General features: G+C 70.2%; 24 protein-coding genes. 7 read left to right on the forward strand and 17 right to left on the reverse strand.

The window, feature by feature from the left end; all coding sequences use genetic code 11:
• Positions 1 to 55 precede the first annotated feature (55 nt).
• Positions 56 to 1,708: a glucan biosynthesis protein G gene (locus CEG14_RS21420; protein ID WP_256985890.1), complete on the forward strand. Its 1,653-nt coding sequence runs from the start codon at positions 56 to 58 to the stop codon at positions 1,706 to 1,708.
• Entirely contained in the window at positions 1,689 to 4,133 is a 2,445-nt protein-coding gene (mdoH, locus tag CEG14_RS21425; protein ID WP_094828426.1) for a glucans biosynthesis glucosyltransferase MdoH, read from the forward strand. Before CEG14_RS21420 ends, mdoH begins: the two co-directional genes overlap by 20 nt.
• Here mdoH and CEG14_RS21430 read toward each other — a convergent pair whose 3' ends face one another.
• A complete protein-coding gene (locus CEG14_RS21430) occupies positions 4,134 to 4,760 on the reverse strand; it encodes a LysE family translocator (protein ID WP_094828427.1) in 627 nt (208 codons plus the stop codon). It abuts the gene before it with no gap.
• Between the two features lie 135 nt (positions 4,761 to 4,895).
• Between CEG14_RS21430 and CEG14_RS21435 the strand changes: the two genes are divergently transcribed.
• The gene (locus CEG14_RS21435) at positions 4,896 to 5,372 is read left to right on the forward strand and encodes an Lrp/AsnC family transcriptional regulator (protein WP_373454223.1); all 477 of its coding nucleotides are present in this window, start codon (positions 4,896 to 4,898) and stop codon (positions 5,370 to 5,372) included.
• Positions 5,373 to 5,386: 14 nt separating this feature from the next.
• Here the strand turns inward: CEG14_RS21435 and CEG14_RS26440 are convergent, their stop codons facing one another.
• The 5 genes from CEG14_RS26440 to CEG14_RS21460 all read right to left on the reverse strand — a co-directional run bounded on the left by CEG14_RS26440 (position 5,387) and on the right by CEG14_RS21460 (position 8,461).
• Positions 5,387 to 5,548 (reverse strand): hypothetical protein, encoded by a 162-nt coding sequence (locus CEG14_RS26440; protein ID WP_094828428.1) that lies wholly within the window; start codon positions 5,546 to 5,548, stop codon positions 5,387 to 5,389.
• 111 nt (positions 5,549 to 5,659) lie between these two features.
• Positions 5,660 to 6,022 carry a VOC family protein gene (locus CEG14_RS21445; protein WP_094828429.1) on the reverse strand — a complete coding sequence of 121 codons (363 nt, stop codon included), beginning with the start codon at positions 6,020 to 6,022 and terminating at the stop codon, positions 5,660 to 5,662.
• A gap of 46 nt (positions 6,023 to 6,068) precedes the next feature.
• Positions 6,069 to 6,791 carry a helix-turn-helix transcriptional regulator gene (locus tag CEG14_RS21450; protein WP_094828430.1) on the reverse strand — a complete coding sequence of 241 codons (723 nt, stop codon included), beginning with the start codon at positions 6,789 to 6,791 and terminating at the stop codon, positions 6,069 to 6,071.
• 16 nt (positions 6,792 to 6,807) lie between these two features.
• Entirely contained in the window at positions 6,808 to 7,545 is a 738-nt protein-coding gene (locus CEG14_RS21455) for an ABC transporter substrate-binding protein (RefSeq protein ID WP_094828431.1), read from the reverse strand.
• A 19-nt stretch (positions 7,546 to 7,564) separates the two neighbouring features.
• The gene (locus CEG14_RS21460; RefSeq protein ID WP_094828432.1) at positions 7,565 to 8,461 is read right to left on the reverse strand and encodes a GntR family transcriptional regulator; all 897 of its coding nucleotides are present in this window, start codon (positions 8,459 to 8,461) and stop codon (positions 7,565 to 7,567) included.
• A 357-nt stretch (positions 8,462 to 8,818) separates the two neighbouring features.
• Here CEG14_RS21460 and CEG14_RS21465 point away from each other — a divergent pair, with 357 nt between their 5' ends.
• Positions 8,819 to 9,958: a C45 family autoproteolytic acyltransferase/hydolase gene (locus tag CEG14_RS21465; RefSeq protein WP_094828433.1), complete on the forward strand. Its 1,140-nt coding sequence runs from the start codon at positions 8,819 to 8,821 to the stop codon at positions 9,956 to 9,958.
• Positions 9,959 to 10,025: 67 nt separating this feature from the next.
• On the forward strand, positions 10,026 to 11,582 hold the full coding sequence (locus tag CEG14_RS21470) for an ABC transporter substrate-binding protein (protein ID WP_094828434.1): 1,557 nt from the start codon (positions 10,026 to 10,028) through the stop codon (positions 11,580 to 11,582).
• Between the two features lie 128 nt (positions 11,583 to 11,710).
• Here CEG14_RS21470 and CEG14_RS21475 read toward each other — a convergent pair whose 3' ends face one another.
• From CEG14_RS21475 to CEG14_RS21505, 7 genes are all read right to left on the reverse strand, one after another.
• Entirely contained in the window at positions 11,711 to 13,264 is a 1,554-nt protein-coding gene (locus CEG14_RS21475) for an ABC transporter substrate-binding protein (RefSeq protein WP_094828435.1), read from the reverse strand.
• A gap of 173 nt (positions 13,265 to 13,437) precedes the next feature.
• The gene (locus tag CEG14_RS21480; protein WP_094828436.1) at positions 13,438 to 14,076 is read right to left on the reverse strand and encodes a GntR family transcriptional regulator; all 639 of its coding nucleotides are present in this window, start codon (positions 14,074 to 14,076) and stop codon (positions 13,438 to 13,440) included.
• 127 nt (positions 14,077 to 14,203) lie between these two features.
• A complete protein-coding gene (locus CEG14_RS21485; RefSeq protein WP_094828437.1) occupies positions 14,204 to 15,865 on the reverse strand; it encodes an ABC transporter ATP-binding protein in 1,662 nt (553 codons plus the stop codon).
• Entirely contained in the window at positions 15,865 to 16,683 is an 819-nt protein-coding gene (locus CEG14_RS21490; RefSeq protein ID WP_094828438.1) for an ABC transporter permease, read from the reverse strand. Before CEG14_RS21490 ends, CEG14_RS21485 begins: the two co-directional genes overlap by 1 nt.
• On the reverse strand, positions 16,680 to 17,624 hold the full coding sequence (locus CEG14_RS21495) for an ABC transporter permease (protein WP_094828439.1): 945 nt from the start codon (positions 17,622 to 17,624) through the stop codon (positions 16,680 to 16,682). The genes CEG14_RS21490 and CEG14_RS21495 overlap by 4 nt, the downstream gene beginning before the upstream one ends.
• Positions 17,625 to 17,676: 52 nt before the next feature.
• Entirely contained in the window at positions 17,677 to 18,546 is an 870-nt protein-coding gene (locus CEG14_RS21500; RefSeq protein ID WP_094828440.1) for a hydrolase, read from the reverse strand.
• A gap of 176 nt (positions 18,547 to 18,722) precedes the next feature.
• Positions 18,723 to 19,148 carry an Lrp/AsnC family transcriptional regulator gene (locus CEG14_RS21505; RefSeq protein WP_094828441.1) on the reverse strand — a complete coding sequence of 142 codons (426 nt, stop codon included), beginning with the start codon at positions 19,146 to 19,148 and terminating at the stop codon, positions 18,723 to 18,725.
• A gap of 298 nt (positions 19,149 to 19,446) precedes the next feature.
• On the opposite strand from CEG14_RS21505, the gene CEG14_RS21510 reads away from it, so the two are divergent.
• Positions 19,447 to 20,097 carry a glutathione S-transferase family protein gene (locus tag CEG14_RS21510; protein WP_094828570.1) on the forward strand — a complete coding sequence of 217 codons (651 nt, stop codon included), beginning with the start codon at positions 19,447 to 19,449 and terminating at the stop codon, positions 20,095 to 20,097.
• Here the strand turns inward: CEG14_RS21510 and CEG14_RS21515 are convergent, their stop codons facing one another.
• Together CEG14_RS21515 and CEG14_RS21520 are read right to left on the reverse strand one after the other, a co-directional pair.
• Positions 20,098 to 21,234 (reverse strand): OmpA/MotB family protein, encoded by a 1,137-nt coding sequence (locus CEG14_RS21515; protein ID WP_094828442.1) that lies wholly within the window; start codon positions 21,232 to 21,234, stop codon positions 20,098 to 20,100.
• On the reverse strand, positions 21,231 to 22,124 hold the full coding sequence (locus CEG14_RS21520; RefSeq protein WP_094828443.1) for a motility protein A: 894 nt from the start codon (positions 22,122 to 22,124) through the stop codon (positions 21,231 to 21,233). The genes CEG14_RS21515 and CEG14_RS21520 overlap by 4 nt, the downstream gene beginning before the upstream one ends.
• A gap of 253 nt (positions 22,125 to 22,377) precedes the next feature.
• On the opposite strand from CEG14_RS21520, the gene CEG14_RS21525 reads away from it, so the two are divergent.
• Positions 22,378 to 22,764, forward strand: coding sequence for a hypothetical protein (locus CEG14_RS21525; protein ID WP_255032128.1), 387 nt, complete (start codon positions 22,378 to 22,380; stop codon positions 22,762 to 22,764).
• Here the strand turns inward: CEG14_RS21525 and CEG14_RS21530 are convergent.
• Together CEG14_RS21530 and CEG14_RS21535 are read right to left on the reverse strand one after the other, a co-directional pair.
• Positions 22,748 to 23,299 (reverse strand): GNAT family N-acetyltransferase, encoded by a 552-nt coding sequence (locus CEG14_RS21530; RefSeq protein ID WP_094828444.1) that lies wholly within the window; start codon positions 23,297 to 23,299, stop codon positions 22,748 to 22,750. The genes CEG14_RS21525 and CEG14_RS21530 overlap by 17 nt on opposite strands.
• A gap of 8 nt (positions 23,300 to 23,307) precedes the next feature.
• Positions 23,308 to 23,871 carry a helix-turn-helix domain-containing protein gene (locus tag CEG14_RS21535; RefSeq protein ID WP_094828445.1) on the reverse strand — a complete coding sequence of 188 codons (564 nt, stop codon included), beginning with the start codon at positions 23,869 to 23,871 and terminating at the stop codon, positions 23,308 to 23,310.
• Positions 23,872 to 23,904 lie beyond the last annotated feature (33 nt).

Here is a 23,904-nt window from a genome sequence, read left to right on the forward strand (position 1 = left end):
GCGGCGGCCGTCCCGGCGCGCCGCCCTCACCCAGCCCGAGCGGCCGAGGAACAACGTGGCATCCGTATTCGGCAGTGCGAGCGCGCGGCGCGGCGGCAAGTGGCGTGGGGTGTTCGGGCGAGCCTGCGCCGCCACGGCCTGGGTGGCGATTGCATGGGCCGCCCTGGCCGTTCCCGCGGCGCACGCGGCGGAAGCGCCGCCGGCGCCCAAGCCCGCGCCGCCGCAGTTCGTCGACTTCACCGAGATCGCGCGCCAGGCCGAGGCGCTGGCCGCCGCCCCGTACAAGGCGCCCGTGTCGCAACTGCCCGACAGCCTGGAATCGCTCAAGTTCGCCGGCTACCAGAACGTGCGCCAGCGCGAGGATCACTTCCTGTGGCGCGACGTCCCGGGCGACTGGCTGCTGGGCTTCTACCACCAGGGCATGCACTTCAAGACCCCGGTCCGGATCAACGAGATCGGCCCGGACGGCACTCGGGAAATCGGCTTCGACCCGGCCCACTTCGATTACGGCGGCGTGCCGGTGGATCCGGCCGCGCTCAAGGGGCTGGGCTACGCCGGCTTCAAACTGCTCTATCCGCTCAACAGCCCGGCCAAGCGCAACGAGGAACTCGCCTCGTTCCTGGGCGCGAGCTACTTCCGCATGATGGGCCGCGGCCAGGTGTACGGCATCTCGGCACGCGGGCTGGCGCTGGACACGGCGCTGGCCTCGGGCGAGGAGTTCCCCGCGTTCCGCGAGTTCTGGATCCGGCGGCCCACGCCCGGCCAACCGGCGCTGGTCGTGTATGCCCTGCTGGATTCGCCGCGCGCGACCGGCGCCTACCGCTTCGACATCCGGCCGGGCGCCACCACCGAGGTGATGGTGCGCATGCGCGTCTACCTGCGCGCGCCGGTCGGCCGCCTCGGCATCGCGCCGCTCACGAGCATGTATCTGTACGGCGCCAACCAGCCCTGGCCCAAACCCAACTACCGGCCCGAGATCCACGACTCCGACGGCCTGGCCATCCACACGGGCGGCGGCGAATGGCTCTGGCGGCCGCTCAACAATCCGCGCCGGCTGGCGGTCAGCGCATTCGCCGTGACGGCGCCGCGCGGCTTCGGCCTGTTGCAGCGCGCGCGCGAGTTCTCCCGCTACGAAGACCTCGACGACCGCTACGAAAAGCGGCCGAGCCTGTGGATCGAGCCGGTCGGGGATTGGGGCAAGGGCAGCGTGCAGCTGGTGGAGATTCCGACCCGCGACGAGACCAACGACAACATCGTCGCGTTCTGGGTGCCCGACGCGCCGCCCGCGCCGGGCCAGGCGCTGGACCTGAGCTACCGCATGTCCTGGACCGGCGACGACCCGGTCAGGATGCAGAGCGCGCTGGCGCATGCCGCCCAGACGCGCCGCTCGCGCGAGGAGATCAAGGGACCGGACCTGATCCGCCGCAGCGACGGCAGCATCACCTACGTGATCGACTTCGTCGGGCCCGCGCTGCGCGGCCTGGCCGCCGCGCCGGCCGTGGAGGCCTGGAGCGATGCCAACGGCGAGATCGTGGAGCAGAGCCTGCGCGCCAACGACGCGACGGGCGGGCAGCGGCTCCAGCTGCGCGTGATGCAGAAGGACCCGACGCGGCCGGTGGAGCTGCGCGCGCGGCTCGCGCAGGACGGCGCCGCGCTCACCGAGACCTGGACCTATCAGGTGCCGGCCCATGACACCGACGCCAAGTGACCCCGGCACGCTGATCCGCGGCTACCTCGACGCCCTGCCCGACGGCGCGGCGCGCGCGGCAATGCTGGCGCGCGGCCTGGAGGCGGCGGCGGCCGGCGCCGAGCCGTGGCGCGCGCTGCACGAGACCCTCGCCGGCGGCACCGCGCCGGCCGAGGCCTCGCTCGCCTCCGAGGGCGCGCGGCTGGCCCTGCTCCCGGGCGCGGCGCTGCACGACTCGGCGCTGTTGCGCGCGGAGGCGGCCGGCGCCACGCTCGCCCCCGCTCCGCGCCTGCACCGCACGCCGATGGCGCCGCGGCCCTGGCAGACCAACCCGTTCGTGCGCGCCTGGCGGCGCCTGCGCGACGACACGCCGCAGCAGGCCCCCGACACGCGCGCGGCGCGCACCGCCAATGCGGCCGACGCGGGCCAGGCCTGGCGCCTGGCGGGCAGCCGCCGCCGGCTGGCCCTGATCGCCGCGGTCGCGGCGCAGACCACGCTGGCCACGCTCTATATGAAGAGCGTGCTGCCCTACCAGGGCGGGCAATGGCTGGAGGTCGCCATCCTGGTGCTGTTCACGCTGCTGTTCGGCTGGGTCTCGGCGGGCTTCTGGACGGCGATGATGGGCTTCGTGCAGCTCATGATCGGACGCGACCGCCACAGCATCTCCGCCCGCGGCCTGTCGGCCGCGCCGCTCGACGCGCAGGCGCGCTGCGCGCTCGTCATGCCGATCTGCAACGAAGACGTGGCGCGCGTGTTCGCCGGGCTGCGCGCCACCTGCGAGTCGCTGGCGCGCACCGATGCGCTGGCGAACTTCGACGTGTTCATCCTGAGCGACAGCTATCGCGCCGACGTGTGCGTGGCCGAGCAATCGGCCTGGCTGTCGCTGTGCGAGGCGGTCGACGGCTTCGGCCGGATCTTCTATCGCCGCCGGCGCAGGCGGGTCAAGCGCAAGAGCGGCAACATCGACGACTTCTGCCGCCGCTGGGGCGCCGACTACCGCTACATGATCGTGCTCGACGCCGACAGCGTGATGAGCGGCGAGTGCCTGCGCGCGCTGGTGCAGCTGATGGAGGCGCATCCCGACGCCGGCATCATCCAGACCGCGCCACAGGCGGCCGGCATGGACACGCTCTACGCGCGCATCCAGCAATTCGCCACGCGCGTCTACGGGCCGTTGTTCACGGCCGGCATGCATTACTGGCAGCTGGGCGAGTCGCACTACTGGGGGCACAACGCCATCATCCGGCTGGCGCCCTTCATGCAGCATTGCGTGCTGGCGCCGTTGCCGGGCAAAGGCGCCTTCGCCGGCGCCATCCTGTCGCACGACTTCGTCGAGGCCGCGCTGATGCGGCGCGCCGGCTGGGGCGTCTGGATCGCCTACGACCTGCCCGGCAGTTTCGAGGAGCTGCCGCCGAACCTGCTCGACGAGCTGCAGCGCGACCAGCGCTGGTGCCACGGCAACCTGATGAACTTCCGCCTGTTCCTCGCCGACGGCTTTCATCCGGTGCATCGCGCCGTGTTCCTGACGGGCGTGATGTCGTACCTGTCCGCGCCGCTGTGGTTCCTGTTCCTGGCGCTGTCGACCGCCCTGCTCGCCGTGCACAGCCTGACCGAACCGGCCTACTTCATCGAGCCGCGCCAGCTGTTCCCGCTCTGGCCGCAATGGCATCCGGACAAGGCCATCGCGCTGTTCAGCACCACCTTCACGCTGCTGCTGTTGCCCAAGGTGCTGGGCGTGCTGCACGTGATCGCGCGATCGGCCGCCGACTACGGTGGCGCGGCGCGCGCACTGGCGAGCATGCTGCTGGAGATGCTGTTCTCGATGCTGCTGGCGCCGGTGCGCATGCTGTTCCACACCCGCTTCGTGCTGGCCGCATTCCTGGGGCTGAAGGCGCGCTGGATCTCGCCGGCGCGCGACAACGACGCCACCTCCTGGCGCGAGGCCCTGCGCCGCCACGGCGGGCAGACGCTGCTCGGCCTGGCGTGGGCGGCGCTGGTGGCCTGGCTCGATCCCGTGTTCCTGTTCTGGATGGCGCCCATCCTGCTGGCGCTGTTGTTGATCGTGCCGTTGTCGGTGGCATCGAGCCGCGTGGGCCCGGGCCTGCGCGCGCGCGCGGCGGGTCTGTTCTGCATTCCCGAAGAGACCCGCATGCCCGCCGAGCTGCGCGCCACCCGCGCCTACGTCGAGGCGAGCCGGCAGCGGTCCGCGGGACAGGCGAGCTTCGCGCGGGCGGTGCACGATCCGCTGCTCAACGCGCTGGTCTGCGCCATGGGCGCGGCGCGGCGCAAAGCGGGCCGCGCGGGCGCCGCCGCGCGCGCCGAACGCGTTGCCGTGGCGGCCGCCGCCCTGGCCACGTCGGCCCCGCTCGACGACGCGCTGCGGCTCAAGCTGCTGGATGATCCGCTGGCGATGGCGCAGCTGCACCGGCTCGCCTGGACCCGCTGATCAGGACGTCGACAGCTTCAGCGCGAACGCGATCAGCACGCCGGAGAAGGTCCAGCGCTGCACGGTCTGGGCGCGCGGATGGCGCCTGAGCCAGCCCGAGAGCCCGGCCGCGCCCAGGCTCAGCGCCACGTCGAACACCACGCCGACGGCCACCAGCACGGCGCCGAGCATCAGCATCTGCGACCACACCGGGCCGGCCTGCGGGTCGACGAACTGCGGCAGCAGCACCGAACAGAACAGCAGCGCCTTGGGATTGAGCAGGTTGCCCATCACGCCGCGCAGCATCGAGGCGCGCCACGCACCCGGCGGCACGCCCACGCCGGCCGCGTCGAGGCGGAACAGCGGCGAGCGGAACACCTGCACGGCGATGTGGATCAGGTAGAGCGCGCCCACGATGCGCACCGTCTCGTAGAGCCAGGGCGCGCTGCGAAACAGCGCCGCCAGGCCGCAGGCCGACAGCGTGACGTGGGCCGCCCGCGCCAGCGCCAGCCCGGCCGCGGTAGCCACGCCCTGGCGCACGCCGCGCGTCAGGCTGGACTGCAGCACCAGGGCCATGTCGGGCCCCGGCAGGGCATAGACCACGGCCAGCGCGCCGATGAAAACCGAGAGAGTGGACAGCGTGATCATGGCGGCTCCGGGCCGGTCCTTCGAGGGGATGTGACGGACGACATGATGCGCCCGCCGGACCCGGATTTCCCGGCAATTTGCCGCGGTTTCCTGCTATATCATTGGGGGAATCCGCCAACATTTGACGAATTACGCATGGACAGCACCTTGAATACCCTGGATCGCGTGGACCGCGCCATTCTGGCCGTCCTGCAGCGTGACGGCCGGCTGCCGATCAGCCGCCTGGCAGAGCAGGTCAACCTGAGCGAAACCCCGTGCGCGCGCCGGCTCAAGCGGCTCGAGCAGGAGGGTTTCATCGAGGGCTATCGGGCGGTGCTGTCGCGCCGCACGCTGGACCTCGGCGTGATCGCCTTCGCGCAGATCCGCTTCAACACGCACGACCGCACCGTGTCGGAACGCTTCGAGCGCGAGGTGATGGCGCTGCCGCAGATCGTGTCCTGCCACAACATCTCCGGCAGCGCGGACTACCTGGTGCAGATCGTGTCGCGCGATCTCGAGGCCTATGGCCTGTTCGTGCGCGACGTGTTGCGCACCTTGCCCGGCGTGACCTCGGTGGAGTCGATGCTGTCGCTGCGCGAGGTCAAGCGCGACGTGGGCCTGCCGCTGCGCTAGCGGCGGCCCCCGGCTCAGGGACCGGTGTCGGGATAGTTGGGGCCGGCGTCGCGGAAGCCGCCGTTGCTCCAGGGGTTGACGGCGCCGGGGTGCGGCGGGCCGGGCTGGCCGTTGCCGGCGCAACCGGACAGCGCCAGGCTCGCCAGCACCAGCATCAGGCAATAACGTGCACGCATGATCGTCTCCAGGCGGCGCGCCGGCCGGACCGCCGGGCGCCTGTGTCATTCGATACGGCCATTGTGCGCCTGCCTCCCGCCGCCGCCAAATCGAAGGTGGAACCAGAGGTATCAGGCCGGGCAGACGCGGATGCGATGGCCGTCGGGGTCGAGCGCCACGAAGGTCAGGCCGAACACGTCGGCATGCGGCGGCTGTTCGATCTCGATGCCGCGCGCCACCCAGTCGGCATGCATGCGCGCCACCGCCGCATCGTCGGTCACCGCATACGCCAGCTCGCCGCGATTGCCGCGCGTGGGCGGCGGCGGCGTGACGCGATGGGTGGCCCACAGGCCCAGCATCAGCCCGCCATCGAGCGCGAACGCCACATAGGCGGGAAAGGCCTGCGCCGGCTCGCGCCCGAGCAGCTCGCGGTAGAAACGGGCGCTGGCGGCGGGGTCCTGCACATACAGAAGAATCAGGTTGGGACTGCTCATGGACGGACTCCTGTCGAGAAGCCCGCCAGCTTAGGCCCGCCTGCTGTCAGTTTCCGTCAGCAGTGACGGCCTTGGGCGCGTGCGTCTCGGCGATGCGCTGCAGCCGCGTCCATTCGCGCAGCAGCACGTGCTTGCTGCGCGGATAGCGCTCCGGCAAGCCCTGCAGCGCGTTCATGCGGTCGGTGCGGAAGTGACGGAAGTCGCCGCGCAGCTCGCACCACGCGACCACCACGCGCACCTCGTCGAAGAAGCCGATCGCGATCGGCCAGATCACGCGCGCGCTCTCCCGGCCGTCCACGTCGGCGTAATCGATGCGCAGCTTGTGCCCCTGGCGGATGGCGCGCCGGATCAGGCTGGCGTCGACCCGATCCACCGCCATCGACTGCCGGGGCGCGACGAACAGCGCGTTGGTCTCGACCGACAGCCGCAGGTCGGGCGGCAGCACCGCCACGATCTTGGCCAGCGCGCTGCGCGCCGACTGCGCCAGATGCGGGTCGGCGCGCTTGGCGACCCAACGCGAGCCCAGCACCAGCGCCTCGATCTCCTCGTCGGAAAACATCAGTGGCGGCAACATGAAGCCCGGCTTGAGCACGTAGCCCACGCCGGCCTCGCCCTCGATCCTGGCGCCCTGGGCCTGCAGCGAGGCCACGTCGCGATAGAGCGTGCGCAGGCTCACGCCCAGCTCATCGGCCAGCACGCGCCCGCTCACCGGCACGCGATGCTGGCGCAGCGACTGCAGCAGGGCGAGCAGGCGTTCCGAACGCGACATGGCTTGCGGGCCGGCCTCAGGCGCCGGGACCCGCCACGGCGGCCCCTTCGATCCCGTGGCGCTTCAGGGCCTCGGCCACGAAGCCCTCGGCCTTCATCTGCTCGACGAAAGCCGACAGATAGGCGGCCGCCGCCTCGCCGCGCGCCTTGCGCAGGCCCATGGCCTGGCGGATCAGCATGAAGTGGCCATCGAGCAGGCGCAGGCCGCCCAGGCGGGCCGCGTCGGCCTGCAACTGTTGCTTGACCCCCGCCGCGACCTCGAAGCCGCCGTCGATGAAGGTCTGCACCACGGTCGGCGAGGTCGGCGCGCGTTCGATCGCGGCGTGCTTGAGTTCACGCGTGAGATAGAGGTCGTAGGCGCTGCCCTTGCCCACCGTCACGCGGTTGCCCGCCACGTCCACCGCGTCGCGCGTGGCGATCGGCGAGTCGTCGCGCACCAGGTAGGCGCCCTCGATCACCACGTAGGGGCCGGTGAACGCGATCTGCTCGCCGCGCTTCGGGTCGATGGCGAAGAAGCCGATGTCGGCCTGGCCCTGCTCGACCGCCTGCACCGATTCGCCGGCGGAGGCGAACACCACCAGGTCGAGCGGCAGGCCGAGGCGGCGCGCCAGCTCGCCGGCCAGGTCGACCGAGACCCCGCCGGCGCGGCCCGCGGCCACGTCGCCGTGCGCCAGGATGGGATTGCCGACGTTGATCGAGGCGCGCAGGCGGCCGGTGGGCGCGAAGGCGTCGCGCAGCTGCGAATCTTCAGACATGGAAGCTCCTTGGACGGGTTCAGGATGCCAGCAACGGCCGGATGCCGGCCAGGTTTTCGAGCGTGCGCCCCAGATGGTGGGCCAGCGCGCGCGAGGCCTCGCGCTGGCGTCCGGCCTCGAGCAGGTCGAGGATCTCGAGATGCTGGTGACAATGTTCGATGTAGCGCTCGCGGTTCTGCATGGAGCGGTACGACAGCAGGCGCCGCACGCGGTTCACGCGGCGGATCGTGTCGATGAAAAAGGGATTGTGGCTGCCTTCCACCAGCGCCTCGTGAAAGCGCACGCCGCGATCGTGCAGCTGGTCGGGCGAGTCGGTGCCGATGGCGCCGTCCAGCAGGCGCTGCTCCGCCGCGCGGCAGCGCGCCAGCACCTCGGGCGCGATGCGGTAGCCCGGCTCCAGCAGCGCCGCGGGCTCGAGCGCGAGCCGCAGCCGGTACGACTGCAGCAGGCTGTCGGGCGTGGTCATCATCTCGGAGAAGGCCCAGCCGTAGCCCGCCGTGCGTTCGGCCCAGCCCTCCTGCGCGATGCGGGTCAGCAGCGCGGTCACCTGCGCGGCGGTCAGGTCGTAGCGCATGCGCAACGCGCTTTCGGTGCAGGCGGAAGGCAGGTCGCCGCGCAGCAGGTCTTCGGCAAGCTGGAAATAGACCCGCGTGACCTCGTCGGGCTCGCCCAGGCCGAGGCGCCGCGTGGCGCGCGCGCTCAACGTGTCGAGCGGCTGCGCCAGAAAGTAGCCGCGATTCGGCACGTGGCGCAGCATGCCCTGCTCCTGCAGCCGCGCCAGCGCCTCGTTCACGGGCGAACGCGACACGCGCAGGCGGACCGCCAGCTGTTGCGCGGCGAGATGGGTGCCGACCGGCACGTCGTCCTGGCGCAGCAGGTCGACGATACGGTTCAGGACGGTGGACGGTCCGGACATGGAGGGAGGCCTCGACGTTCAGAAGAGCAAGTTACGGCGACGCGTTGCGTGCACACGGGCGTGCGCAAGAATAGCCGGGATTGGTCGGGTGAGCGCGGCCGGCCGGGCCGGCGGCGCCGTCCGGAAGCAGCGCTGGCCGAGGCGCGCGGCGCGCGGGCAAGGGCGCATTTTTGCATTTACCCAAGGTGAAGTGCAATCGCATCGCGGCGGGCCTTCCCGCCCGGGCGCCGCTCGCGCGGCCCGGCTCGCGCGTCCAGCATCGGGAAAAACCCTCAGATTTTTGCGCCCTATATTGGCGCCAAAATAATCTAATATTTTCCTCTTCCATCGTCCCTGCGCAGGCGCCTGCCTTCCACCATGTCCCAGATCCCGCAGTTTCCCTTCGTGTCCGTGTCCGGCAATCCCGAGGAGCGCGGCCGCTCCTACGGCCAGCAGGCGCGCGAGCGCGTGCGCAAGAGCGCCGCGATGTACGGCCAGACCCTGGTCGAGCTGGGCTACGACGCCGCCGCGCGCAGCAGCCTGATTGCACATTTCGCACGCGAGATCGAGGCGTTCGCGCCGCACTACCTCGAGGAAATGCGCGGCATCGCCGCCGGTGCCGACGTGGCGTTCGAAGACGTGGTCATGATCAACGCGCGCACCGAGGTGATCGCCAAGGCGCGCGCCGAAAAGAAGAAGGCCGCCGAACTCGAGCCGGGCGACGGCTGCACGGGCGCGCTCATCCTGCCGACCCGCTCGGCCAACGGCAACCTGATCCATGGCCAGAACTGGGACTGGCGCGCCGAGTGCGCCGAGACCGCCATCGTGCTGCGCGTGCGCAACGACAACGGGCCCGACTTCCTCACCTTCGTGGAGGCGGGCGGGCTGGCGCGTAGCGGCCTGAACAGCGCCGGCGTGTCCATCACCGCCAACTACCTGGAATCCGACCGCGACTTCCGCCAGCTCGGCGTGCCGCTCTCGCTGATCCGCCGCAAGGTGCTGGAGCAGAGCCATTTCGCGCTGGCGCTCAAGGCGGTGGCCACCACGCCGAAGTCGTGCTCGAACAACATCATGATCGGCATGGCGCAGGGCTTCGGCATCGACTTCGAGTGCACCACCGACGAGGCGTTCCCGATCTATCCCGGCAACGACGACCTGATCGTGCACGCCAATCACTGGGTCAGCGAAGTGGCGCTGGGCAAGCTGCGCGACACCGGCCGCGCCAGCACGCCCGAGAGCGCCTACCGCGACTGGCGCGTGCGCCGCCTGCTCAACGAGCAGGACAAGCTCACGCGCGAAGACCTCAAGCGCGCGCTGTTCGACGACTTCGGCGCGCCCTATTCCGTCTGCCGCCCGCCCCGTCCGGGCAGCCACGACAATCTGTCGGCCACGGTCTCGATGGTCATCATGGAGCCGGCCGCCGGCCTGATGGAGGTGGCGCCGCTGCCCGCGCTCAACCGCACGTTCACGCGCTACAGCCTGACCGACGAACCGCAGCTGCTCGCCAGCGCGGCCTGAGGCCGGCACCAGGGTCCGGGGCCGCGCCCCGGCCCGCCTACGACGATATACAAGGGGAACACCGCCGATGAAACTGAACCGAACCGCCGCCCTGGTGGCGCTCGCGCTCGCGGGCGCCGCCGCGCAGGCCCAGACCGCGCCGCCGCTGCGCATCTCGTTCACCGCCGACATCCGCTCGACCGAGCCGGGCGTGAACCGCGACAGCAACAGCGACGCGCTGGTGATGCACATCGTGGAAGGCCTGGTGGCCTATGGCGAGGACGCCGAGGTGCGGCCGATGCTGGCCCGCTCCGTCGAGATCAGCCCCGACGGCAAGACCTACACCTTCACGCTGCGCGAGGGCGTGACCTTCAGCAATGGCGCGCCGCTCACCTCGGCCGACGTCAAATGGACCTGGGACCACTACATGGCGCCCAAGTCCGGCTGGCGCTGCCTGAGCGAGTTCGACGGCCGCGGCCCGGCCAAGGTCACCGGCGTGGACACGCCCGACGCCCGCACCGTGGTGTTCCACCTGGAAGCCCCCTCGGGCCTGTTTCTCGCCTCGCTGGCGCGCATCGACTGCGGCGGCACCGGCATCGTGCACAAGGACTCGGTCAGGCCGGACGGCAGCTGGGACCGGCCCATCGGCACCGGCCCGTTCGTGCTCGACGAGTGGAAGCGCGGCGAGTACGTCAGCCTCAAGCGCAACCCCAAGTACGCCAATCTCGACGGCAAGCGCGACGGCTATACCGGCTCCAAGCGGCCCCTGGTGGACGCGGTGCGCTTCGTGATCGTGCCCGACGACGCCACCGCCAAGGCGGCGCTGCAGCGCGGCGACATCGACATCATCGAGGATGTCTCCAACAACGACGTGGCGCCGTTGCAATCGCTCAAGGGCGTGACGGTCGCGCATGCGCCGGTGATGAGCGTGACCGGCCTGCTGCTGCAGACGCGCGACCCCTTGCTGGCCGATCCCAGGATGCGCCAGGCGCTGGCGCACGCGATCGATCATCCGCAGCTCACCGCCGCGGTGAGCGAGGGGCTGGCCAAGCCCAACAACTCGCTGGTGCCGCTGGTCTCGCCCTACTACGGCGCGGTCGAGAAAAAGGGCTGGGACTACGATCCCGCACTGGCGCAGCGGCTGCTGAAGGAGGCCGGCTACAAGGGCCAGGAACTGGTCATCATCACGACCAAGCGCTACCCGCAGTCGTACAACTCGGCCATCATCATCCAGGCCATGCTGCAGGCGATCGGCGTCAATGCCAGGCTCGAGGTCATGGAATGGGCCACCCAGCTCGACCGCTACAACGCCGGCAACTACCAGATGATGACCTTCCCGTACTCGGCCCGCCTCGACGCGGCGCTGAGCTACGAGATGGTGACCGGCGACAAGCAGAAGCAGCCGCGCAAGGTCTGGGACAACCCCAAGGCCATCGCGCTGGTCGAGCAGGCCTCGCGCAGCGCCGACCACGCGGAGCGCCAGCAGCTGTTCGACCAGCTGCACACGCTGATGCTGGCCGACGTGCCGCTGGTGCCGCTCTACAACGGCCTGGACATCGGCGCCTACCGCAACGACATCAAGGGCTACACGCCGTGGGCCGTGAAGAAGCCGCGCGCGTGGGAGGTGGAACGCGCCGCGAAGTAGCGGCCCGCCCCGCAGCGCCATACTCGACCCGGGCCCGCCCCGGGTTTTTTCATGGGCGCATGCCGTTGCGCGCGCAATGAAAACGGCCGCACCGAAGTGCGGCCGGTCGCGCCAGCCTGGCGGCAGGCTCATTGCCCGACGGTGGTCTCCCACGCACGCGGCTTGCCTTCCCAGACGGAGAAGCCCTGCACGCGCGAGGTGTTGGCCCAGGCGTCGGCGCCGTTGTACAGCACGATCAGCGGCGTCTGCGCCAGCATCAGCGCGTGCATCTTGTCGAAGATGGCCTGGCGCCTGGCCGGATCGGACTCGGCAAAACTGGCGTCGAGCAGCTTGAGCGCCTCGGGGTCTTCCCAGACCTTGCGCGGCTGCTTGTCCTTGTCGCCGGTGAACTGCTCATAGCTGAGCGCCGGGTCCAGGCGCGACGAGTACGAGAACGAGCTGATCTGGTACTTGCCGGAGTTGTAGCGGTCGAGCTGGGTGGCCCATTCGATCACCTCGATGCGCGCATTGATGCCCACCGACTGCATCATCGCCTGCGCCATCACCGCCACCTGGTAGCTCGGCACGTGGGTGCGCTTGTTGGCATAGATGACGATGGGCTCGCCCTTGTAGCCGGCTTCCTGCAACAGCTTCTGCGCGCGCGCGGGGTCGTAGTCGTAGCCCTTCTTCTGCGCCGCGTCGAAATAGGCCGAGCTGGTGTGGATGCCGGAATTGTTGAACTGGCCCAGGCCCTCGGAGGCCGCCAGCACGATCTGCGGCATGTCGAGCGAGGCGGCGATGGCCTGGCGCAGCTTCACGTTCTTCAACAGCGGGTCGCGGGTCTGGAGCAGCAGCACGTGCTTGGTGGCGTCGTGCGGCACGAACACGTTCACCTTGCCGTTGGCGCGCAGGTCGGCCACGTCGGTGTTGGTGACCTGGCTGGCGTCGATCGCGCCGGACATCAGGCCCGCCTTGATGGTGGAGGGATCGGGCACGACCAGGAACTTCACCTCGTCGACCAACGGGCGCTTGCCGCCCAGGAAGCCGTCGGGCTTGCCGCTGCCGGGCGACTGGTAGTCCTTGAAGGCGGACAGCAGCACGAACTCGCCGCGCTTCCATTCCTTGAACTGGAACGGGCCGGTGCCGATGGGCTTGTCCCAGGTGCCGTCCGGCTTGAGCGAATCCTTGTGGATGATCGCCGTCATGCCGCAATCGGTGCGGGCCAGGGAGTCGAGGAACACGGCGGACTTGTGGTCGATCTTCATCACCACCGTGTGCGCGTCGGGCGCGCTCACCTCCGTGACCTTCAGGCCGTTGCGGCCGTCGAAATCGCTGCGGCAGCGCCAGTCGGTGCCGGCGTCCATGTAGCGCTGCCAGTTCCACAGCACGTCGGCCGAGGTGAGCACCGCGCCGTTGTGGAACTTCACGCCCTCGCGCAGCGCGAAGGTGTAGGTCAGGCCATCTTCCGAGACCTCGACCGACCGGGCCAGGAGCGGGCCCACGGTGCCGTTGTCGCGGTAGCCCACCAGCCCTTCCACCATGTTCAGCACCACGCCGTCGGTGGTGTTGTCGCGGTTCACGCCCGGGTTGGTCGAGCGGATGTCGGCCGGCTGCGCGATGGTGAGCGTGGCGGCGTGCGCGCCCCAGGCGGCCGACAGGGCCAGGACCAGCGCGAGCGGCCGGGCGTAGGTGGTGAAGGACATGAAGAGACTCCAGGCTGCCGCGCCAGATTTTCCAATAAATTGGCGCCAAAGAAAGCGCCTATTATGGGCGGCCCACCGGGGCGTGCCATCCGGGGTATCCCTGAAAGCGGCGCGGCCCGCACGAGGCGGGCCGCAATCGATGCGCATGCGGGCGGCGCGGGGCCGCGCGCGGATCAGGACACGTCCTGGTTGATGTGGGCCGTGATGACCTTCTGCAGCCGCTTCACGTCGTTGGCCTCGATGGCCTCGACCATCTCGAAGTGCTCGCGCGCCGACTTCTCGATACGGGCGTGGGTGACCCATTCGCGCGCCACGGCCGACGGGCCGCGGCTACGCATCTCGAGGATCAGCGCGGCCAGTTCGCGGTTGCGGCACATGTCGTAGACCGCGGCGTGAAAGGCCAGGTTGACCTCGTATTGCTCGAGCAGGGTGCCGGTCTTGAGCAGGCCGTTGAAGCGCTCGGCCAGCTGCTTGACGAGCCGCAGCTTGGAGGCGGTCACGTTGTTCATCAGATCGGCCGCCGCGCCGGTTTCGAGCAGCAGGCGGATCTCGCGCAGCTCTTCATGACGCTGCGGGTCCATCGCGAACACGTGATAGCCGCGATTCGGGATGTGGGTGATGAGGCGCTTGCCCGCGAGCTGGTCGAGCGCGCGCCGCACGTCCAGGCGCTTGGCGCCATAGCGGTCCTGCAGATCGATCTGCTTGAGCCAGGCGCCCGGGCCGTACATCCCGGCCTGGATGTCCTGGGCGATGCGGTCGGCCAGATTGGACTGGACGGTTGAGGCCGTTTTCGGCGCGGCCGATTTCGGCATGACGTGCTCCCGCGATGTTAGGCATGCAATTATCGAGCATGCATTTTATGCAAAACCCGCCGCCGTCGGATCGGCGGCGGCGGGCGGCAATGACGGACGCCAGGGGTGGCGGCGCCGTCACGCGCCGTCAGGCCGTGGCCCGCTGGCCGGCCTGCGCTTCGTCTTCGAGCCGCCAGCGCAGCCGCACGCCGCCGCTCTGGGTGGACTCGAGCGCCGGAATCGCGCGCAGCAGCGAGCGTGTGTAGGGATCGCGCGGGCGGTCGAAGATCTCGTCGCGCGTGCCCTGCTCGATGATGGCGCCGTCCTTCATCACCACCACCCGGTCGGCCACCTGCTCGACCACGCCCAGGTCATGACTGATGAACAGGCACGAGAATCCGTGCTTTTCCTGCAGGTCCGCGAACAGGTCCAGCACCTGTGCCCGCACCGTCACGTCGAGCGCCGACACGGGTTCGTCGGCGATCACGAAGGCCGGGCGGCGCACGATGGCGCGCGCGATCGCCACGCGCTGGCGCTGGCCGCCCGACATCTCGTGCGGGTAGCGGCCGGCGTATTCGGGGCCCAGGCCGACCTCGACCAGCACTTCGTCGACGCGCCGGCGCTTCTCGCCCGCGGTCAGCGAGCCCACCAGCCGCAGCCCTTCGCCCACGAGCTGGCCGATGGTCATGCGCGGATCGAGTGAGGAATAGGGATCCTGGAACACCATCTGGCAATTGAGCCGATACTCGAGCCAGGCAGGCGAGTCGCGGCCGACCGGCTGGCCGCGGAACAGAATCTCGCCCGCCGCCGGTTTGAGCAGGCCGGCGATGGCGCGGCCCAGCGTGGTCTTGCCCGACCCCGAGCCGCCCACCACCGCCACCACCTCGCGCGGCCGCACGGTCAGGTCGATGCCGCCCAGCGCGCGCTTGGCGGCGGTGCGCGAGAACAGCCGCTGGTGGCCGGCGTAGTCGACCACCAGCTGGCGCACCTCGATGATGGGCGCGTCGGCTGCCGGCGCGCGCGCGGGCAGCCGGCGCGGCATGGCGTCGAGCAGCTTGCGGGTATAGGGCTCCTGCGGCCGCGCCAGGATGTCGTCGGTGCGGCCCGTCTCGACCACCCTGCCCTGCTGCATCACCACCACGCGCTCGGTGTAGCGCGCCACCATGGGCAGGTCGTGGCTGATCATGAGCACCGCGGTGTTGTGCTCGCGGGTGAGCGCCACCATCAGCTCGAGCACGTCGCGCTGCACCACCGCGTCGAGCGCGGTGGTCGGCTCGTCGGCGATCAGGAGCGCGGGCTCGAGCAGCATCACCGAGGCCAGCATCATGCGCTGGCGCATGCCGCCGGAAAACTCGTGCGGCCAGGCCGACAGCGCGGCCAGCGGATCGCGGATGCCGACGCGGCCGAGCATGTCGAGGATGCGGGCGCGGCGCGCCGCCGCGTCCAGGTCGCGCCGGTGCAGCCTGAGGCCCTCGTCGAGCTGGCGGCCGATCTGCATCGAGGGATTGAGCGAGGTCATGGGCTCCTGGAACACCATGCCGATGCGCGCGCCGCGCAGCGCCCGCAAGGCGCGCGGCGAGGCCTGCGTCACGTCGGTGCCCTCGAACAGGATCGCCCCGCCGGCACACACCAGCGGCGGCGGCGTGAGCCCCATGATGGCGCGGGCGGCCTGCGTCTTGCCGCTGCCCGATTCGCCCACGATGCCCACCATCTCGCCCGGCGCCACCTCGAACGACACGTCGCTGACGATCTGCCGGCCGCCCTCGCCCACCGTGAGCGTCAGACCGGAAACGGAAACCAGTGCGGCCATCAGGCACCCCTCATGCGCGGATCGAGGCGGTCGCGCACGGCGTCGCCCAGCAGGTTGATGCCCAGCAACGCCAGCGCGATGCACAGACCGGGAAAGATCGAGAGATAGCTGGCCTGCGCCATGAACGGACGCGCGGCGGCCAGCATGTTGCCCCAGGTGGGCGCGGGCGGCGGCACGCCGAGGCCGAGGAACGACAGCGCGCTCTCGGCCAGGATGACCCAGCCGAACATCGACGTGGCCAGCACGGTGATGGGCGCCACGCAGTTCGGCAGCACGTGGCGGAACATGGTGTAGAGCTCGGAGTTGCCCAGCACGCGCGAGGACTCGATGAACTCCTTTTCGCGCAGGGACAGCACGGTGCCGCGCACGATGCGGGTCACCGAAGGCGTGTAGGCCAGCCCGAGCGCCAGGATGATGCCGTACTTGTTGGCGCCCACGACGGCCAGCAGGCCGAGCGCCAGCAGCAGGCCCGGAAACGCCAGCAGGGCGTTGTTGAAGGCCATGATGATGCGGTCGGTCCAGCCCCGCACGAAACCCGTCAGGGTGCCGATCAGGGTGCCGGCCACGATGGCGAAGCCCACCGTGAGCAGGCTGATGAGCACGCTCGACGAGGCGCCCGCCAGCAGGCGCGACAGCTCGTCGCGGCCGAACTCGTCGGTGCCGAGCAGGAACGTGGCGCTGGGCGGCTTCAGGCGCGAGACGAAATTGATCTTGAGCGGATCGTGGGGCGTCCAGACCGCGCCCATGATGGCGGCGATCACCACGATGGCCACGATGGTGCCGCCGATCAGGGCATTGGCTGCGGTGCGTTTTTTCATTCTGCCGTCACCCGGGGGTCGAAGAGCGGATAGCACAGGTCGATGATCAGGTTGACCACCACGTAGATCACGGCCACGAACAGCAGGCAGCCCTGGATCACCGGGTAGTCGCGCGCGAAGATCGAATCGACCAGCAGGCGGCCGAGGCCGGGGATCGTGAACACGGTCTCGACCACGGCGATGCCGCCCAGCAGGTTGCCCAGCACCAGGCCGATCAGGGTCCAGGTGGGGCCGAAGGCGTTGCGGAAGGCGTGGTGGATCAGCACCGACGACTCCGACAGACCCTTGGCGCGGGCATGCGTGATGTAGTCCAGCCGCAGCACCTCGAGCGTGCTGGCGCGCGCCATGCGCATCAGCACGCCGATCTCGTGCAGGAACAGCGTGAGCACCGGCATCACCAGGTACAGCAGGCCCGCCTTCCAGTCGGTGCTGAGCGAGACGTAGCCCACCACCGGCAGCCAGTCGAGCTTCAGGCCGAAGAACAGCAACAGCAGCAGGCCGAGCCAGAAGGTGGGAATCGAGACCAGCAGCGTGGCGCCCGCGACCAGGATCAGGTCGGGCGCGCGGTTCTGCTTCCAGGCCGCGATCATGCCGGCCGGCACGGCCACCAGCGTGGCGAACAGCACCGCGGCCAGCACGACGCGCGCGCTCACCACGAAGCGGTCCCACACCAGGCCCAGCACTGGCTGGCCGGTGTTGATCGAGGTGCCGAGATCGCCGTGCAGCGCGTAGTTGCCCCAGAGGCCGAACTGGGTCACCCAGTCCTTGTCGAGGCCGAGTTTGGCACGCAGGTCGGCCAGCGCCGCCGGCGTGGCCATGTCGCCCAGCATCAGCTGGGCGGCGTCGCCGGGAATGAGCCGGATCAGCACGAACACCGCCACGGCCACGATCAGCAGCGTGGGGATGGCCATGACGATACGGGCGAGCGCGAAACGTAGCATGGCACTCTCCTATGACTGCGCCGCGGCGCGGCGGAAACGGGCGGGCACCGGGTCAGCCCTGGGGCGCGCGCATCTGGCGCAGCACGCCGGCGAGGAAGTCCTGTACCTCGGCGCAACACTTCAGGCCGTCGTGCGGCACGTTGTCGACCATATCGAGCGTGACGTTGACGCCCGCGGCCATGAACGAACGGCGCAGCGATTCCAGGCGCTCGGGGCGGTTGCGGCCGGCATCGTTGGCGCCCGGCATGAAGAACTTGCCGCCCTCGCGGTGGGTGATTTCCCAGGTCTCGAGGTCGGCCTTGCCCACCACCATGTGCACCGGCAGGGCGCGCAGCGCGTCCAGGTCGATCGCCTTGCCGAAGCGCGCCTGCACGTCGCGCGTGCCGACCCACCAGTCCTGCTCGGGGTCGAGCAGCGTGACCGAGCCCGGCGCGCCGATCGAGCTGGCCCACAGGCGGTCCGGGTGCAGCAGCGTGAAGCGGTTCACGTATTGCCCGCCGCCCGAGTAGCCGAACAGCGCGAAGCGCTGGAAGTTGCGGCCGAACTTCTCGCCCACCTCGCCCACCATGTCGAGCAGCAGCTGGTCGTAGCGGATCTCGCCTTCGCGCAGCTGCTTGAAGCCGTCGCGGTTGCCGTCGCCCAGCACGCCCACGGGAAACAGCGGGCACAGCACGATGCAGTCGTTCCAGCGCGCGAACTCGGCGAACGCGTCGCGGTATTCCACGAAGGCGCGGCCGGTGCCGTGCACGATCACGACCAGTTCCATCGGATGCTGCGCGGCGTCCAGGTGCGGCGGCACATACATGCAATAGGAGAAACGCGGGTCGCTGCGCGACGCGAAGATGGTGCTGTGGCCCAGATCGTAGATGGCGCGCGCGCGAGCTTGATCGAGCGGAGAGACGGTTGCGGCTTCGGCCTGCATGGAAATCCTCGTGATGCGTGAAAAAGGGAAACGGCGGCGCCTGGCGCGGCGGCGGTTCCCGGGTTGCGGCGTAATGGTTGCGACGTAATGGTTGCGACGTAATGGTTGCGTAAATTGGCGCCAATTCTAGAGAGAGGTGCGCCCCGGCGGCAACGGGGTAATCCCGTAGGGCCCGCTCAGTCGGCCTTGTAGCTCTTGAGGTGGATGCTGGTTTCGGTGGCCGCGATCCCCTTGATCAGCCGTACCCGCTCGAGCACTTCCGACATCTGGCCGATGCTGCCCACGCGCAGCTCGGCGAGCAGGTCCCAGCGCCCATTGGTGTCGTGCAGCCCCGCCACCGCCGGTTCGCCGAGCAGCAGGTTCACCACGCGGCGGGTCTCGTGGCCGTCGATCGCGATGCTCATCCAGGCCACGATCTCCTCGGGCACGGCATCGGGCCGCAGGCGCGCGCTGTAGCCCACGATCACGCCGCTGGTCTCGAGCCGGGCGAGCCTGTTGTTGATGGTGCCGCGCGACACGCCGAGCCGGCGCGCCAGGGTGGCGACGGGCGCGCGCGCATCGGCGCGCAGCATGCCCAGCAGTTGTTGGTCCAGCGTGTCCATGAGTGCGGGGGAAAAAGAGGAAGGCGGCGAACGACGCCAGGGCGGCGCGGCACGGCCCGCCGGCATGCGTCGCGGCCGCGATAATTGGCGCCAATTTTGGAGAGAATTATGCCAGCCCGGCGGGCCGCGCGGGCAGTGGCGTATTCCCTGAGCGCCACGCAGCCCCCAGCGCGCCCCCGCCCCGCAACGCGCTGTTATGCCCCGCGACAGGGCAGACTGTGCCTGCTCCCGCACCTCGCGACGGCGCTAGACTGCGAGCGCGCGGACGTCGCGCGATGCGCGATGCGCGATGCCCCTCATGATCCAGATCCTCGGCAAGGCCGCCTCCATCAACGTGCGCAAGGTCCTGTGGGCCTGCGACGAACTCGGGCTGCGCTACACGCGCGAAGATTGGGGCGCCGGCTTCCGGCCGACCTCCGACCCGGCGTTTCTCGCGCTCAATCCCAACGCCATGGTCCCGGTGCTGCGCGACGGCGACTTCGTGCTGTGGGAGTCCAACACCATCCTGCGCTATCTCGCCAACCGCCACGGCGCGCACGCCCCGGCGCTCTACCCCGCCGAGCCGCAGGCCCGTGCGCACGTGGATCAATGGATGGACTGGCAGGCGAGCGACCTGAACACGGCGTGGCGGCCGGCCTTCATGGGACTGGTGCGGCGGCATGCCGACTTTCTCGACGCGGCCGGCATCGCGGCTTCGCTCGTCGCCTGGGCGCGCTACATGCAGGTGCTGGAGGGCAGGCTCGAGCGCACCGCCGCCTATGTGGGCGGCGCGGCCTTCACGCTGGCCGACATTCCCATCGGCCTGTCGGTGACACGTTGGTATCGCACCCTGGAGGTGGCCGGCGCCGCCGGCGCGGCGGCCCCCGCGCTGCCGGCGGTGCGTGACTACTTCACGCGCCTGCGCGCACGCCCGGGATTCCGGGCCCACGCCGACAATGGCGAACCCTGATCACTGCGCCGGCGAGGCGACGCTTGCGGGCGCGACCGTCGCCACGGGCGCGGCGACGACGGCAGGCTCGGCCGTGGCAGGCGCCTGCGCGGCGGAAGCTGCCGCGGGCGCAGTCACGACGGGCGAACCTGCGGCGGGCGATCCCGCGGCGGGCGCTCCCGAGGCGGGCGTGGCAGCCGGCTTCGCCGCCGCGGGCACGCCCGCGGCCTTCGCGGCAGCGGCAGGCAGACGCTCCACCGGCTCGCTGTGCGGCGTGATTTCCATGATCAGCTCGACCCGGCGGTTGGCGGCGCGCGCCGCCGGCGTGCTGCCCGCTTCGAGCGGCCGCGTGTCGGCGTAACCCACCGCGCGCAACCGCGAGCCGGCCACGCCGTCGCGCGTGAGCTCGCGCAGTACGCTGGTGGCGCGGCTGCTCGACAGCTCCCAGTTCGACGGGAACTGGCGCGTCTGGATCGGCACGTTGTCGCTGTGGCCCTCGACGGAGACCGGATACTCGGAACGCTTGAGCACCTCGGCCACCTTCTTGATCACGTCCAGGCCGCCCGGGCTGAGCGTCGCCTGGCCCGACGGGAACAGCAGCTCGTTGCTGATGCGGAAGCTGATGGTCTTGTCGTTGACGATCACGTCGATCGACTTGCCCAGGTCGTCCAGCCCGAGCTGGTCCTTGGTGGGCAGGGCGAGCGCGGGCTCGGCCGGGGCGGGTTCGACCGGCGCGGGCGCGTAGGTGTCGAACACCATGAAAGGCTGGTCTTCCGCGATCGCGGGCAGGCCGAGCCAGCGGCCGGCCTGGCTGGCATCGGGATCGTTGCCGGCGGGCGGCATCGGCGCGGCCACGGCGGCGTTCACCGAGCCGACCAGGTCGATGGACGAAGGCGTGGGCGTGAGCGGCGCGCCGCTCAGGCGGGCCACGGCCAGCAGCACCACGAACAGCGCCAGCAGCAGCGTGATCAGGTCGAGATACGTGACCAGCCAGCCCTCGGACTCGTGATCCTGGTTTTCCGGCACATGCCAGCGTTCGAAGCGGGCGGTACCCGCCGCGCGCGCCACCTTGGCGGCGCGCTCGCGTTCGGCGGCCTCCTGGCGCTTGCGGGCCGCCTCGATCCGGTCGGCCAGCGTGGACGAGATCGCGAGGCTCATTTGCGCGGCGCGCTGGGTGCGTTGGCGGCACGCGCGCCGCCCAGGATCGGCGGCATGCGCAGCGGACCGCGCGCCGGCTTGGCCGGCTTGGCGGCCGCGCGGGCGGCGGCATCGGCCGAGCCGTCATCGATTTCGTCTTCGATGTGCGCCACGAAGGAATTGAGCGTCTCGCGCACCACGGCCGGGCCGCGGCGCTCGCACATCATCGCGATGCCCTGCAGCACCATGTTCATCACTTCCACGCGCTGCGCGGTGCGGCGCTCGAGCTTGACGGCGATCGGCTTGAACACCAGGTTGGCCAGCAGGATGCCGTAGAAAGTGGTGATCAGGCCCACCGCGAGCTGCTCGCCGATCTGCTGCATCGTGCCGGTGCCGAGCACCGACATCATGTTGACCAGGCCCACCAGGGTGCCGAGCATGCCGAAGGCAGGCGCGAAGCCCGCCATGACGCGGAACATCTGCGCCTCGGCGTGTTCCCGCGCGCGCAGGCGGGCGATGCGCCATTGCAGCAGCTCGATGATCTGGTCTTCGGGCGTGTTGTCGATCACCAGTTGCACACCCGTGCGCAGGAACGGATTGGACACGTTCTTGAGCGCGGCCTCGACCTTGCGCACATCGTTGTTCATCCACAGCTGCGCCAGCGACACCAGCTCCTCGATGTCGCGCTCGGTGTCGAGCTTGTCGTGGCGGAACACGGTGGTCACGAGGCGGAACACGCGGCGCACCTCGCGCAGCGGATAGGCCAGGAACAGCGCGGCCGCGGTGCCGCCCACGACGATGGCCAGGCCCGGCGCATTGAAGTAGATGGACGGCGAGGTGGCCGACAGTGCCACCACCAGGATCAACGTGACCACGCCAACGGCGGCGCCGATCAGGGTCGAAGGATTCATGGGTGCTTGCCCCTGTAGAGAATGCGGTACGGAAAGGCGCGGCCCCGAGGCGGACGGCGCGGGCTGCGGCCGCGGCGCGCGCTGGCGCACCCCGGGCAGGATGGAAGGAATTCTAGGCGGGGCGGCCGGTCGCCAATCGGCCGGATAAAGGCAGGAAATCCGGGTAGCCGGCGCCTTTGTGTTTCAGCGAAAAATAAGGGACGCAATTCGCGCGGCGCGGCACGCCGGCGCGGGCTACGGTAAAGTGGCGCCCATGAGCAGAAACAAGCAAAAACCCGCCCCCAAGGGCGGTGGCCGGTCGCCCAATTCGTTCTACGACGCCGAGGCGATCGAGCAATTCATGGCCCTCCTCGGGCTCGAGTGGAAACCGGGCACGGTGCAACGCGCCGAGGTGCGCGCCAGCTATCGCCTGGGCACCGCGCGCCCGCTGAACATCGAGCAGACCGAAGTCGAATTCCATTGCGACCCGCGCAAGGCGCGCGTCTGGGTGCCGGAATTCCAGCGCACCAGCTTTCACCAGTGGTTCGAGATCACGTTCCAGGAATTCGAATACACACCCGGCGGCTCGATGCTCAAGATCAAGGCCGCCGCGCGCGGCAATGCGCCCGCCTACAGCGTGGGCCTCAAGCCGCCGGCCTGAGCGCCCCGGCCGGCAGCACCTTGTACATGATGGTCGTGGCGTCGAGCCGCGGCCCATCGGCCGCCCGCGCATAGCCCGGGATCCGGCCCGCCTCCACATAGCCCAACGACCGGTACAGCGGCTCGGCATGATCGCCGCTGCGCGTGTCGAGCGTGAGCAGCGTGCGCCCCCGCTGCGCCGCGTCCGCCTCGACCGCGGCCATCAGCGCCCGCGCGATCCCGCCCCGCCGCGCCGCCGGATGCACCAGCAGCTTGCGCACTTCGGCGCGGTGCGGCTGGTTGGCCGGCGTGTCGCAGTCCAGCTGCACCGTGCCCACCACCCTGCCCGCGACACGCGCCACCAGCAACGCGACGCCGCCCGTGCGCACGCCCGGCAGCACGCGGCGCTGCCAGTAGGCAAGACTGTCTTCGGGCGTGAAGGGCGCGATGAAGCCCACGCTCGCGCCCTGCGCCACGCAGGCATGCAGCACGTCGGCCAGGTCGGGCAGCACGGCGCAGGCGGCGTCGCCCGCCACCCGTTCGATGTCGATGCTCATGACGTGCCTCACACGATGAAAAGAAAGTAGCGCGCGCCCTGCCCCGCCGGCGTCTCGAACGCGCTGGGGCCGTGCAGTTGATAGCGCAGGCAGTCGCCGGGCGCGAGCTCGTGCGGCGTGCCCTCGATCTCCACGCGCAGGCGCCCCTCGACCAGCAACAGATGGTGTTCCATGCCGGGTCGCGGCGACGCCGCGTAGTCGATGCGCTGGCCCGGGCCGATCTCGCAGCCCAGCACCTCGCCGGCCAGCGCCTGCGCCGGCGGCGAGACCTGGCGGCGCTCGAAGGCCACCGAGGGGTCGCGCCACACCGGCTGCGTCTCGCGCCGCACCACCGGCGGGTAGGCGCTCTCGACCATGTGCAGCAGGCGCGACATCGGCAGGCCGAAGGCCGCGCACAGCCGGCCCAGCGCCTGGGCCGTGGGACTCACCTCGGCGTTCTCGATGCGGGAGAGCGTCGCGCGGCTCAGTCCGCTGGCCTCGGCAAGCTGGTCCAGCGGCCAGCCGCGCTCGGCGCGCAACTGGCGCAGGCGCTCGGCCAGGGCCGCCGTCATCGGTTCGGTTGAATTTTCCATAATCGGGATAATTTCCCAAATATGAAATGGTGT

The organism is Bordetella genomosp. 1, from assembly GCF_002261335.1.
In the GTDB taxonomy this organism is placed as follows: domain Bacteria; phylum Pseudomonadota; class Gammaproteobacteria; order Burkholderiales; family Burkholderiaceae_B; genus Bordetella.